Genomic DNA, 12,211 nt, shown 5'->3' with positions numbered 1-12,211 from the left:
GAGGTTTAAACTTTTACAGGGACAGATCTTACTTCTGTCTTTCTGATCTCTACTCTTCTGAGTGGGTAAATAGATTTTGCGTTCCTGTAAATGTTTGCGGAAAGCTTGCCCATGATCGCTTCTTCGATAAACTGCTCGAAGTTAAGCTCTGCTGCACGTTCCTTAACAATAATGTTCATGACTTCCCTTATGCCTTTTATCTGGCTTGTTCTTGCCCTTTTGACAGTGAAGCATATAGGTTTTACTCTGATGACGTATCCGTCTTTTGTTGTAATGTCAAGGTTTGCATCAATCCTTGATGTTTGACGCTTTACGATAGATCGCAGATAATCTGTGGTAATCTCGTGCCCAAGGAACCTTGTGTTTGCAACGTCACCGTTAACCTCGTTGATCTCGAGCCTGAGTTTTGTGTTATGCTTTGTGAAATCGTTAGCAATTTCTCCGACAGTGGTTTCAACGATACGGCCAATGAGCTGCTCCGGTGTTTCTGCAGGTGTGACACCAATGTTTGTCCTGCTAATGAATCCCGGTGTTTCAACGTTGTACCATGTCTTAGACTTCCATTTGTCTAATTTTCTCTGCACTTTCCTTGCCAAGTAATTCCTCCGAATAAATATGATTGATAATAGATGTAATTCTAATACTATAATGTAATTGTTCAACAAGCTGTCATAATATGATTCTGAAATAAGGTATGCACTGATAATTTGGCGTTCTATACTATGCATATCTCTATATAAAGAGATCGGTTAAGGATTTTGGGCCGGCAATTGAACGCTTGTGAATGACAAAAAGTATTTTATTAATAAATACTCTCTCTAAGACATTCACAATAACAAACCTGTTATTTACATATTTGTAAAACAGTCTCTTGTGATATATGAGTCTAACAGGAGTCCATCATATATGAATTATTCACTGAACAAAATAAGGGAAACAAAACCACTGGTACACCACATTACTAACTGGGTGACTATTTATGACTGTGCGAACATGACAAGGGCATTGGGTGCTCTTCCTGTAATGGCGCATGCCCCCGAAGAATGTACAGAAATGACTGGCATATCTTCTGCATTTGTACTTAATATTGGTACCCTTACAATCGAATTGATTGATGCTATGATACTCTCAGCGACAGCTGCAAATGAAAAGAAGATTCCTGTAGTGCTTGATGCCGTAGGTGTCGGTGCCACGAAGTTCCGTGATGATATGGCAGCAAAGATACTTGACTCTGTTCAGATCGACATAATCAAAGGTAACTATTCCGAGATAGCAAAACTGGCAGGTGAGAATGCCCAGACCAGGGGAGTCGAATCAACAGCTATCGATGCTGATCCAAAGCAGGTTGCAAAAGAATTTGCAAGTTCAAGATCATGTGTTATTGTGATGACAGGTAAAGAGGACATCATCAGTGATGGTAAAAGAACCTTTGTTGTGAGAAACGGTCATGAGCTAATGGGTTCCATTGTAGGGACGGGATGCATGGCTGCATCGGTCATCGGTTCCTTCGCCGCAGTCAATGCAGATTACTGCGATGCAGCAAAGGATGCGCTATGCTATTTTGGAATTGCCGGGGAACTTGCAGCCGAAAAATCTGCGGGTCCGGGAACTTTCAAGATGTATCTATATGATGAGGTATTCAACCTTTCAGATGAAAAAGCGCAATCCATGATGGATGTCGAAGATTACTGAGTTCACCATGAACCAAAAAAGATCTTTGCTAGAGCTTATAGACTTTTATCTGGTGACCGATTCAAGCCTGTCTAAAAAAGGAACGCTGTCAGATGTAGAGGATGCAGTTGCTGCTGGTTGCAGGATAGTCCAGTACAGAGAAAAGTCAAGAAGTACAAAAGATATGATCTTTGAAGCCGTACAGATAAAAAATCTGTGTGGCAGCAAAGCAATATTCCTTGTGAATGACAGGGTTGACGTTGCCATGGCAGTTGATGCCGATGGAGTCCATATAGGCCAGGATGATATGCCCATAGCTACTGCCAGAGCTTTACTGGGTAAAGATAAGATAATCGGTCTCACAGTCCACAATGTTGAGGAAGCCCAGGAGGCCGAAAAAAGCGGTGCTGATTATGTTGGCCTGAGTCCGATCTTTGACACAACTACCAAAAATGATGCAGGTAATGGGATTGGTCCAGAAAGCATAAGGGTTGTGAAGGATGCTATATCTATCCCCGTTGTTGCAATTGGCGGTATTAATAAACAGAATTGTAAAAGTGTTATCAAGGATGGTGCTGACAGCTTGGTTGCAATATCAGCAGTTTTATGTAGTGAAGATGTAAAAAAGGAAACGCAGGATTTTATCGATATTATCAAGAATACAAAGATGGGAATTTAGGACTGACAACTGGATGTACAGAATGAGGAGTTTATTCATCATATAATTATGCACGATCTGTCTAAATATATTGACCATTGTCTCTGTCAAACACATACTTCTCACTTTACTTTGATGTCTTATTTTAAAATGGAGGTAGCTATTCAGCCTGATAACAACACTATCAATCGCAATCTTAACACAAATTTGAGACGTAAATTTTATTATGACTATTTATTTTGATTGTTGCTATTGATTGCTTTTTTGATTATTAGGCTGTTAATGAGCAAACATCTCCGTTTCGATGAAATTAGTATCAATAGGCAGATTGTGATAGGCTGAATAGTTACAAATGGAGAAATACTCTAAGTATTACGTGCAACAGAATAAGCAAAGGATGATTGTATTTGTTTCAGGTTAGAAATCTGGAAATCTTTTAAATTTGTGATTTAATGGCATGTCTAATATTTACTTAAAGTGTTGATACAGCAAGCTGTATCAGGAAACTCACACCATTATATATAGTTGCAAATATTCTATAAAGAAAGGTAAAATCAGTTATTGATATTGTTTTTGTTGAAAAAAATACTTCAATGAGGATTATTGATGTATAGTAGAAATTGTAGGAGTAATGGACTTTAAATTTTCCAGTAAAAAAGAGAGGATAATGAATTATTCTCTCCTACTGAAGACAAATGCCAGTCCAATTATTGCAACCATAGGGATTGCTATGGTAGGAAACTCTGGAATTTCTTCATTCGTTGTCCCAACATTTATGTAAGCCTGAGGGATATCCACACATCCTGCAGCATTCCCTTCACTGTCCTTGTAGCACACTTTTGCATCTCCAAGAACATCAACGGGCAAGTTACTTCCACTCTGAGAACACTTTGCTTCAAAAGACAGGACAACAGTTTCATCATTAGACATGTCAGGGTTAGAATCACCCATACCTATATTGGTCCATGTTATCACTGTATTTCCACTAGCATCTGTAGTTATGCTATCCGGAGTAATGGAAAATGAGCTTTCTTCAACTATGTAATCCTGGGTTACTTCAATGACATCCACGTAATGAGGAATTGTAGAAGTGGCCACTTCAGAATAGATCTCCTGATAGATAGCATCAAGGTTATCTGAAGTTGGTGATGAGAAATACTTCCCTCCTGTTTTATTAGCCATATCCTTTAATTTGCCTTCAGCACCAGCACCCGGGTTACCAAGACCTATGCTATAAATCGTGTACCCTGCGGCAGCAGCATTCACTGCAGTGCTTGGAGTATAAGTCCCATCTCCATCGCTCAGAAAGAGAATTACTTCTGCCGACGGACCAGTTCTCGTATTTGCATTTAAGACATTTATTGCTCCAGTCAGGCCACGATCAAGATTTGTACCTCCACTTGCATACATAGTGCCTATGGAAGTATTTACAGAGGAGAAATCGCTGGTTAAAGCCGTCGTAGATCTTACGGAGGAAGCCCAGCTGACAACACCTGCCTGATCCTTCGCGTCCAGCCTTCCTACGAAATCTTTTGCAGCAGATTTTGCAGCAGCTATTTTCGTACCGGCCATACTTCCAGAACTGTCTATTGCAAACACAATATCTACAGGCACAGCTGCCGTAGTACTGCTGCCTGCCCCAGTTACCGTTATGGCTACTGTAGTATATTCATTTGTGCCACTACCAGCAATATTGATATTTGTTGGTGATGCAGTCTTTGTAACTGTAGGAGGTGCAACAATACTATTCGCATTTACCGTCCCCCCCATCGAGATAGTAACTATGGCTACCAATAGTATTACTATCAATAACTTGTATAATTTTTTATTGATCATTTCTATATTACTCCACTTCTCTATTAAGTACCACCTATGAACTTATTCCTGTAACATAAATGATTTAAGTTTAAGTTTAAGTTTAAGTGTTAAGTTCATAAATAAATCGCAGTTTTTCTCAACTAATATTTATAGATGCCGATATATATATTTCATATAATAAATATATTTGAAAGTAACTTTTTATGTATGTTATATAATGAATCAAACTATAGGAGGAAATACGTAAATGGGATTGTTCCAGGTATTGAAGAAAGGGGCATAATTGTGTCAATGCTTGAATCTGGACAAAGCGTAATAGACAAGTACCAGGTAAATGCTGTGGGACAAGTACAATAATCCAGTGAGAATCAGAATAAGTCAGCGGAACTCTTTGAAGGGAATCCATCAAAGCAAACATTGAAAGGGAATTTCCATTTGATTAAGCAGGAAAAGCACTGTAGTACCAGCGAGAGGTAGTGTGAAAGAGAAAGTTGTAATCGAAATAGATTAAGGAATCCAACCTATGATACTTGCAGGATTCCTTGTTAATACTTTAAGATGATATTGAAAGTGGGTTCAGAGGAACCTGATCCCTCTTGGTACTTCTCCTACTCTTTTCCTGAATTCCTCAGGCCAGTTTGCAGGGTCCAGTCCCTTCTGTGCAAAGAATGCTGAAGCCCATCTTTCAAGTCCGACACCGGAACATCCGGACCAGAGTTCTTCTCCGGACTGGCATTTAACGTTGAATCCGGATGGGTACTTGTTGCCGTTCACACTGACGTTCTGGAATTCCAACCATTCTGCACCTTCGCCACGGTAAGGCAGGACTGCTTCATAGTCAGTTGTACCGGCTTCGGTCTGCTCGGCAACTCCTGTGAGTCCTTCCTGTGCCATGAACCAGGGTGTGACCCATGCTTTTCTCCATTCCAGTTCAAGTATCTCATTGAAGATGTGCATGTACCTGTCGTGCAACTCGTTAGCGACTTTGATAACCTGGTCTTTGGTTCCGACCCAAACTATCTCTATCCTGTGGAACTCATCAACACGCTCCATGCCGTGGATACCACCACTCTCATACCTGTGTGAAGTTCCTGACCTATCGAATACCTTTATCGGGAATTCGTCAGTAGGTACCGTTTCACCCTGCAGGTATGTCCAGAAAGGAGGACACTGTGCATAACACATTCCACCAATGGGGTCGCCTATCTTCTCTTTGATAAGTGATGTAGGGACTTCGAGGGTTACCTTGTAGTGGTCAATTACCTCTTCCCAGAACTCCGGGTCCCTGGTCTTTGGAGGGCATACGTAATAGATCTCTGGATAAACACCCTTTGCATGTCCTGATTTCTGCCAGACTTCCCAGGGCACAAGTTTCGGGAAGATCATTTCTCTGTATCCCAAAGGTTCAAGCAATTCATCAAGCACTATTTTCTCAAAGGTCCTGAACATCTTGGTTGACTGAGGGCCATGTATCCACTGTCCTCTGCTGGCGCCTCTCTTGATCCAGCCCGCTTCCACCATGGCTTTCGTAGGGTCGTCTGAAAACGTATGTTCCTTTTTCTCGCTTTGCCAGAGTACATTCCAGTGCTCGGTCTTCCCACCATATGTCTGCTGTTCCAGCTTATCTTCCATAAGGGAAAGTATCCTGTCAGGCACGCGGTTTGACATTGCAGCCTCATCAACATCAAGCACAAGTCTGATGTTCCCGTTTTCATATGTCATCTCTGCGACATAAGGGATCTTCATTTTTGGAAGTTCTTTTTCAGCTGGTACTTCTATGGTGTATGATCTTACCTCAATTCCACGTACACCTATTTTATAATCTTTCCCGAGCTTGGCTGCAAGGGGCTTCCTCATACGGAGCAGCGCATCATGGACACGTACATGCCTGCCGGATTCAAAGGTAAGATTTATCCTGTCTCCTTCAACATTCCATGCTGTTACCTTTGCTCCCTGCCCTTCAGGTGCTCCTTTGGTCAGAATGGTCTGATTAGCCTCATCAATATATGCGCCAACAATATCTGCAGCAATTGTTGCATCTGCACTTGTTTTCAGTGAACACTCCAGCCTGAATTTGAAATTGATCGGATTTCCGGCATTTTCCGGTTTATCTGCCGGGCAGCATTCATCTCTTTTCTTTGACTCCATTGTGATTCCATTCCTCTTTGATGATAGGGATAAGTAAAGCAGAAATCTATGATTTCTACGTATTTCTATATAATACTTTTATGTGTCTGGTTATGTTATGCATGATGTATCTTTTGCTAATTAAGAGCTTCTCTTTATTGGATGTCCTCCAAGAGTTATTCTTTTAACGGAAAAAAACATCTAAGCCAGAAAAAGAGGTGCTTTATGAAAGTCCTGATATTAGGTGCAGGGGCAGTGGGTCTTACTCTTGCTGCAAAACTCTCTTCCGTTTGTGATGTGCACGCGGTCTGTCGTAAGAGGCATGCTGACAGGATAAAAGATGCTGGTTTTAAGATGACCGGTCTTTGGGGTGAATCAACCAGTAATTTCAGCTGCTCGGAATATGTGCCGGAAGACGATTACGATTACATTATCATCAGTTCCAAGTCAACTGCAACTGAATCTATATGTGAACAATTCTCCAATGTTGTAAGAGGTCGGGAGATTGTCAGTATGCAGAACGGCCTGGGCAACGAGGAGATAATTGCCAGATATACTGATAAGGTAATTGGCGGCACCATCATCACCGGATTTGAATGGGCAGGCGATGCACAGGTACACGTTTCCGTAGAAACAGGTCCTATGAATCTTGGCAGGTTCCCCTCAGGTCTTGATGAAGGGGTGCTTCAACTGGTGGAACTTGTAAAGAGTGCAGGCATACAGGTCACTGCGACGGAAAATATTATGAGTTCCGTCTGGTCAAAAGTATTATACAATTCAGCTCTCAATCCCCTTGGCGCTGTAATGGGTGTCCCCTACGGGAAACTGGAAAATACCCATGCGTGGAATATTATTATCAATCTGGTAAAAGAGGCTTTCATGGTCGCAGAAGCCGAAAGTGTTGCTCTTCCCTGGAAAACTGCGGAAGAGTATCTTTATTACCTGCATGACTTCCAGCTCCCGAACACAGCAGAACACCATTCTTCAATGTTCCAGGACATCTCATCAGGCAGGAAGACTGAGATTGATTTCCTCAATGGTGCCATTGCCGTAAGGGCAAAGGAACTGGGTATCGACGCGCCTTATAATACTTTCATCTCAGAGCAGATACGTTTCATGGAAGCTCTTCAGGCGGAAAAACAAAAACAGGCTTGATATTATTGATCTGTAAATTGTGGTAAAGGAGTGTTTTCATATGGCAACTGTAAGGTCAGTGAATGAACTTGTAAAGCAGGGATTCGAAGGTATAGAAAAAGAGATAATGGAATGCACTGACTGCAAGCTCCATGAAACCGTCACAAATAAGGTCATCAGCAAAGGCTCCCGCAGTCCGAAGGTTGTATTTGTAGGGGAGGCTCCCGGCAAGAATGAGGATGAGACTGGTATTCCTTTCTGCGGAAGGGCCGGAAAAAACCTTGATGTCATGGTTGCTTACATGGGTCTTTCTGAAAATGACTATGCGGTAATAAACACCATAAAGTGCCGCCCTCCTAATAATCGCAGTCCCCTTAAAAACGAAATAAACGCCTGCAAGCCATTCCTTCAGGCCCAGATCGAACTCCTTGCTCCTAAGGTAATCATCCTGCTGGGGAACACTGCGGAAAAAGCCTTTTGTGATGCTGAGAAACTCGAATGGGGCGTTCCCCGAATTGTCGACGGAAAATCTACCCTCCTGAAAATCTATCATCCGGCGGCACTCATATACCAGCGTTCAAGAATCGAGGAGCAGAATGCTCTTATCGATAGCAACAGGCATTTGTGGGAATAAGGCTAACTACATAAATAAAAGTGAGAATTTAGTAAAGTGCTTTTTGAAAGCAAGCTTTATTCTTCAAGATCTTCTGCTATCTCTTCCGCGATTTTTGCATTCATCAGAAGATCGTCAACGGTGGCTATAAGTGACGTGATCTTTTCAGTATAGATATAAATACACACACTTTCGTTCTTGATCTCAGTATGCATGTTTGTCATGTTATCAGGAGCAAGTGAGTTTGCGACCCGCTTAGCTACCTGCATAGCACCCTCGTCTTTGAATTCGATGACAGTGCTTATCTTCATTTGGCCTTCTCCTGCCGGGGAAGTTGTTCTGCAACGATCTCGTCGACCTTGCTGATGAACTGTTCTGCCGTTCCCGGCGGAATTGAGGCACCCGATGCTACATTATGTCCTCCGCCTTCACCACCGACCATTTTAGCAGCTTCACGGAGTGCAAATGAAAGGTCAAGTCCCTTCTCCACAAGTGCACGGGTGCCTCTTGCGGAAACCTTCACAAGGTCCTCTACCTGGTTAACCGCAACAAATGGCATCTCAGGGTTAACATACCTGACAAAAGTACTGGCTATCATACCTGTGGATTCCATGTCCTCTCCTATCAGGTAACCAATGCTCTTTCCCTGCTTTACCATATCCATGCCTTTTTTGATATTCTCTACAATGGATATCTGGTGGGACATTGCCATATCCCTTGCTTCTTCAAGATGTGTTGGATTTCTCATACAGACCGACAGACCCATGCCACCTTTTTCAGCCTTGCCGCAGGTGTTCAGTATCGCAACGAGGTCATATACGTTGTGTACAATCTCCTTGTTCAGGATGTACACGTCACCAATGGCTGCATCGATGGCTTCCGGACTTGCATGCTTTGCAAGTTTAAGTGTGATTGCAGATGTCAGTTTCTTTGTCTTGTCAGTGTCAAGGTCTTCAATGTTGCCATGCAGTCCAAGGATGTCCAGAAAACTATCTATTTTATCCCGGTCGCCGGTTATATCCAGATACGGTTCAGGTGTGTACTCAAGTAATCTGGCAAGTTCTCCATCGCCTATTTTCAGTCCTTTTTTTACAGACACCACGCCTGCATTCACAGCCTCTTCCAGTATGTAGCTGTTGATTGTAGTGAAAAGCTGTTTATCGCCCACCGCACCTGCAATGGCAAGTCCTGCAAGATCTATGTTTGCAGGTTCCATTTCCATTGCCACTAAAAATGTAGTTCCTGATCCTGAAACGTGCATTGCCCCGTCAATTCCCACAAGGTGTGGATTTACAAGGACCTTTGCAGGTGTATCTCCCACGGGAACATGGTGATCAAGTACAACTATTTCCTGTTTTATTTCTGATATTATCTCTGACTGGCCACTGCCCATATCACAGAAAAGCACAAGGTCATCATCCGCAGCACTTGTCTTTACCATATCAACTACGGCCCTGTCAAGCCTAGGTACGATGGTAGTGTGAAAACGGATGTCTTTTCTCAGGAGTGCCTGGCAAATTATCCCGGCAGATGTAAGACCGTCAGCATCATTATGTGAAATGACACGGACATACTTATGCTTTTCAATGACATCTGCTGCTTCTCTTGCCAGTTCCTTCAGTTTTTGCATCTCAATATTAAAGTTCATCCGATATCTCCGGTGTAAAGATAGCAATGTGCCTTAATTAGTTTTTCTTTTATACATCACAATTTCTCCGGGCGCCGTGGAACTTCCAGGTTCCATTACAGTACCGATATTGATGCTGGTATTGATGCCTGTATGGACATCATCTCCCATGATGACACCAAGTTTCCTGCGTCCCGTATCAACTAGTTCGCCTTTTACCATTGACTTTATGTTCCTGTTGTCATGACGAAGGTTAGCGACCTTTGTCCCGGCGCCGAAATTGCAGGCTGTGCCTATGACACTGTCACCAAGATAGCTGAGGTGTCCTATCTTTGTGCCATCCATGATAATGCTGTTCTTGACTTCAACGGCATTGCCAATGTGGACATTGTTGCCGATAGCAGTTGAAGCTCTGATAAAGCAGTTTGGTCCGATATCACAGTTGTCGCCGATGACGACTGGTCCGATTATATAGGCTCCGTTTCGGATAATGGTATTCCTGCCAACTTTTACGTTTCCATTAAGGGTCGTATAAGGCTCAATGATTCCTTCACGGGTATTATCGATTTTATCAAGCAATATCTTGTTTGCGTCCAGCATGTCCCAGGGTCTTCCGATATCAATCCACTCACTTGTAAGTATCTCATAACCTACGCTGCAGCCATCGTCTATCATCATCTGCAGAGAGTCTGTGATCTCATATTCTCCCCTTTTAGATTTTCCTGTCCTGTCAATGTAATCGAAAATAATGTCGTCAAACAGGTATATGCCTGCATTTGCAAGGTTTGTGGGGGGATTCTGTGGTTTCTCGATTATTCTGGTGACCTTATAGTCCGCAGTTTCAATAACACCGAACTGTGAAGGATTTTCCACTTCCTTCACACTGATAATGGCATCCTCGGTCCTGGATATGAGGTGGCTGATATGTTCAGTGCTTACAAGCATATCCCCGTTGAGGACGATGAAATGTCCTTTTACAAATTCTTTTGCATAACCTATGGCGTTTGCCGTCCCAAGCTGTTCTTCCTGGTGCACGTACTCAATGCTAATTCCAAGACCACTGCCATCTCCAAAGTAATTTATTATAGAATCTTCGCGGTATCCTGAAACAATAAGGAATTCACTGACTCCTGCATTTACTGCAGCGTCAATAGTATGTTCCATCATCGGTTTGTTCGCTATTGGTAGCATCACTTTTGGCTTAGAGGCGGTCAGCGGCTTCATACGTGTGCCTTCACCGGCTGCAAGGATCACGACCTTCATTGAAGGCACTCCTTTACAATACTCTCAACTTTGGCATGGAGTTCTTTTACATTCTTTCGGGCTTCTGCTGTAATTCTTATCTTTGCCTCGGTTCCCGATGGCCTGACAAGTACCCAGCCGTCCTCCATGTCTATTCTGATCCCATCTATATTGGAAACCGTACCCATGGTTTCAAGTTTTGACCTGATGGCTTCCATGGCTTTTACCTTTCTTGAATTATCACATGCAACTGTGCTTCTTAATGTAGGATACTGTGGTAACTCCTCTCTCAGGACAGACAATTTCTTCTCTTTGACAATGTCAACAAGTAAAGCTGCAGCATAGATTCCATCGGGACAATATGATATTCTAGGGAATATCCAGCTTCCGGATGGCTCTCCCCCAAAATCTGCTTTTTGTTTTTTAATCTCCTCTGCGACATATACGTCACCAACTTTTGTATGGATTATAGTGGAGTCTGGCAGTGCGTCGTCAACTATCATTGAGGTGTCCACAGGGACCACAATTGTTGGACTGCCTTTACATTCATAGCGTGCAAAGATGGCAAGCATCTCATCTCCCGATACAAACCTCCCGTGCTCATCCACAGCCATCATCCTGTCAGCATCACCATCATGCGCGATACCAAGGTCAGCCTCAAATTCCGTCACTGCTTTTTTGAGCATCCAGAGATTCTTATCATTAGGTTCTGGATTGCGTGCAGGGAAGTGTCCGTCAAGCTGGGAGTTAAGTGTTATGACCTCACATCCCATTTCACGCAAAAGGAAAGGTGTTATTGTTCCACCGGCACCGCCTCCGCAATCCACAACAACCCGGATGGCTGCATCGGTTGAGTGGCTGCGTATCATATCAATGTGGTCTCGAACTGCATTTTCATATGTGGCTATTTTCCCGACCATATTCCATGATGCATTGATAAAATCTTCTTTCTCGATGATGGATTCTATCTCTTCCTGCTGGGCAGAATCAAAGGCCATCCCATCAAGGTTCCATAGTTTAATTCCTACATCTTTTGCAGGGTTGTGCGATGCAGTTATCATAACTCCGCAATCGTAATTACGTGCAGCATATGCAAGTGTGGGTGTTGTGACAAGACCAACTCTTGTAACGTCACATCCAGCAGACATAAGGCCGGAAATGACTGCAAGTTCTATCATTTCTCCAGCTATGCGGGGATCTCTTCCGATGACTGCAGTCTTCTTTGATCTTCCAAGAGCCATTCCTACTTTCAGGGCCAGGTCAACTGTGACTTCTATATTTGCAAGTCCACGGATGCCTGAAGAGCCAAATAATTTCATTC

12 protein-coding genes are annotated in these 12,211 nt (G+C 42.9%); 5 read left to right on the top strand and 7 right to left on the bottom strand.

Annotated features, from left to right (window positions below; all coding sequences use genetic code 11):
• Positions 1–5: 5 nt before the first annotated feature.
• Positions 6–596 (bottom strand): 30S ribosomal protein S3ae, encoded by a 591-nt coding sequence (locus tag BB781_RS08230; RefSeq protein ID WP_094228015.1) that lies wholly within the window; start codon positions 594–596, stop codon positions 6–8.
• A 310-nt stretch (positions 597–906) separates the two neighbouring features.
• Here BB781_RS08230 and thiM point away from each other — a divergent pair, with 310 nt between their 5' ends.
• Together thiM and thiE are read left to right on the top strand one after the other, a co-directional pair.
• Positions 907–1,692: a hydroxyethylthiazole kinase gene (thiM, locus tag BB781_RS08225; protein WP_094228014.1), complete on the top strand. Its 786-nt coding sequence runs from the start codon at positions 907–909 to the stop codon at positions 1,690–1,692.
• 7 nt (positions 1,693–1,699) lie between these two features.
• Positions 1,700–2,350 (top strand): thiamine phosphate synthase, encoded by a 651-nt coding sequence (thiE, locus tag BB781_RS08220; protein WP_094228045.1) that lies wholly within the window; start codon positions 1,700–1,702, stop codon positions 2,348–2,350.
• A gap of 651 nt (positions 2,351–3,001) precedes the next feature.
• Here the strand turns inward: thiE and BB781_RS08215 are convergent.
• On the bottom strand, positions 3,002–4,165 hold the full coding sequence (locus tag BB781_RS08215; RefSeq protein WP_094228013.1) for a VWA domain-containing protein: 1,164 nt from the start codon (positions 4,163–4,165) through the stop codon (positions 3,002–3,004).
• Positions 4,166–4,300: 135 nt separating this feature from the next.
• Here BB781_RS08215 and BB781_RS15700 point away from each other — a divergent pair, with 135 nt between their 5' ends.
• On the top strand, positions 4,301–4,504 hold the full coding sequence (locus BB781_RS15700) for a hypothetical protein (RefSeq protein ID WP_164997822.1): 204 nt from the start codon (positions 4,301–4,303) through the stop codon (positions 4,502–4,504).
• A gap of 219 nt (positions 4,505–4,723) precedes the next feature.
• On the opposite strand, the gene BB781_RS08210 is transcribed toward BB781_RS15700, so the two are convergent.
• The gene (locus tag BB781_RS08210) at positions 4,724–6,295 is read right to left on the bottom strand and encodes a serine--tRNA ligase (RefSeq protein WP_394335332.1); all 1,572 of its coding nucleotides are present in this window, start codon (positions 6,293–6,295) and stop codon (positions 4,724–4,726) included.
• Between the two features lie 204 nt (positions 6,296–6,499).
• On the opposite strand from BB781_RS08210, the gene BB781_RS08205 reads away from it, so the two are divergent.
• Both BB781_RS08205 and BB781_RS08200 read left to right on the top strand, forming a co-directional pair.
• On the top strand, positions 6,500–7,429 hold the full coding sequence (locus BB781_RS08205; protein WP_094228012.1) for a ketopantoate reductase family protein: 930 nt from the start codon (positions 6,500–6,502) through the stop codon (positions 7,427–7,429).
• A gap of 40 nt (positions 7,430–7,469) precedes the next feature.
• The gene (locus tag BB781_RS08200) at positions 7,470–8,042 is read left to right on the top strand and encodes a uracil-DNA glycosylase (RefSeq protein WP_094228011.1); all 573 of its coding nucleotides are present in this window, start codon (positions 7,470–7,472) and stop codon (positions 8,040–8,042) included.
• A 56-nt stretch (positions 8,043–8,098) separates the two neighbouring features.
• On the opposite strand, the gene BB781_RS08195 is transcribed toward BB781_RS08200, so the two are convergent.
• Genes BB781_RS08195 through glmM form a run of 4 tightly spaced genes read right to left on the bottom strand, consistent with a single transcriptional unit; the run spans position 8,099 to position 12,209 of the window.
• Entirely contained in the window at positions 8,099–8,332 is a 234-nt protein-coding gene (locus BB781_RS08195) for a KEOPS complex subunit Pcc1 (RefSeq protein ID WP_094228010.1), read from the bottom strand.
• Entirely contained in the window at positions 8,329–9,669 is a 1,341-nt protein-coding gene (locus tag BB781_RS08190; RefSeq protein ID WP_094228009.1) for a DHHA1 domain-containing protein, read from the bottom strand. The genes BB781_RS08195 and BB781_RS08190 overlap by 4 nt, the downstream gene beginning before the upstream one ends.
• Before the next feature lie 33 nt (positions 9,670–9,702).
• The gene (glmU, locus tag BB781_RS08185; protein ID WP_094228008.1) at positions 9,703–10,911 is read right to left on the bottom strand and encodes a bifunctional sugar-1-phosphate nucleotidylyltransferase/acetyltransferase; all 1,209 of its coding nucleotides are present in this window, start codon (positions 10,909–10,911) and stop codon (positions 9,703–9,705) included.
• The gene (glmM, locus tag BB781_RS08180; RefSeq protein WP_094228007.1) at positions 10,908–12,209 is read right to left on the bottom strand and encodes a phosphoglucosamine mutase; all 1,302 of its coding nucleotides are present in this window, start codon (positions 12,207–12,209) and stop codon (positions 10,908–10,910) included. Before glmM ends, glmU begins: the two co-directional genes overlap by 4 nt.
• Positions 12,210–12,211 lie beyond the last annotated feature (2 nt).

It is taken from the genome of Methanolobus psychrotolerans, assembly GCF_002243045.1.
Classification (GTDB): Archaea; Halobacteriota; Methanosarcinia; order Methanosarcinales; family Methanosarcinaceae; genus Methanolobus; species Methanolobus psychrotolerans.
The sequence above is the reverse complement of the archived record's forward strand: the minus strand, read 5'-3'. Positions and strand labels throughout refer to the sequence as shown.

Bases quoted from the DNA above. Each gene is read 5' to 3' on its own strand.
- thiM (WP_094228014.1), top strand. From the start codon at position 907: ATGAATTATTCACTGAACAAAATAAGGGAAACAAAACCACTGGTACAC.
- thiE (WP_094228045.1), top strand. From the start codon at position 1,700: ATGAACCAAAAAAGATCTTTGCTAGAGCTTATAGACTTTTATCTGGTG.
- BB781_RS08210 (WP_394335332.1), bottom strand. From the start codon at position 6,295: ATGGAGTCAAAGAAAAGAGATGAATGCTGCCCGGCAGATAAACCGGAA.
- glmM (WP_094228007.1), bottom strand. From the start codon at position 12,209: ATGAAATTATTTGGCTCTTCAGGCATCCGTGGACTTGCAAATATAGAA.
- BB781_RS08195 (WP_094228010.1), bottom strand. From the start codon at position 8,332: ATGAAGATAAGCACTGTCATCGAATTCAAAGACGAGGGTGCTATGCAG.
- BB781_RS08190 (WP_094228009.1), bottom strand. From the start codon at position 9,669: ATGAACTTTAATATTGAGATGCAAAAACTGAAGGAACTGGCAAGAGAA.
- BB781_RS08205 (WP_094228012.1), top strand. From the start codon at position 6,500: ATGAAAGTCCTGATATTAGGTGCAGGGGCAGTGGGTCTTACTCTTGCT.
- BB781_RS08200 (WP_094228011.1), top strand. From the start codon at position 7,470: ATGGCAACTGTAAGGTCAGTGAATGAACTTGTAAAGCAGGGATTCGAA.
- glmU (WP_094228008.1), bottom strand. From the start codon at position 10,911: ATGAAGGTCGTGATCCTTGCAGCCGGTGAAGGCACACGTATGAAGCCG.
- BB781_RS08215 (WP_094228013.1), bottom strand. From the start codon at position 4,165: ATGATCAATAAAAAATTATACAAGTTATTGATAGTAATACTATTGGTA.
- BB781_RS15700 (WP_164997822.1), top strand. From the start codon at position 4,301: ATGCCGATATATATATTTCATATAATAAATATATTTGAAAGTAACTTT.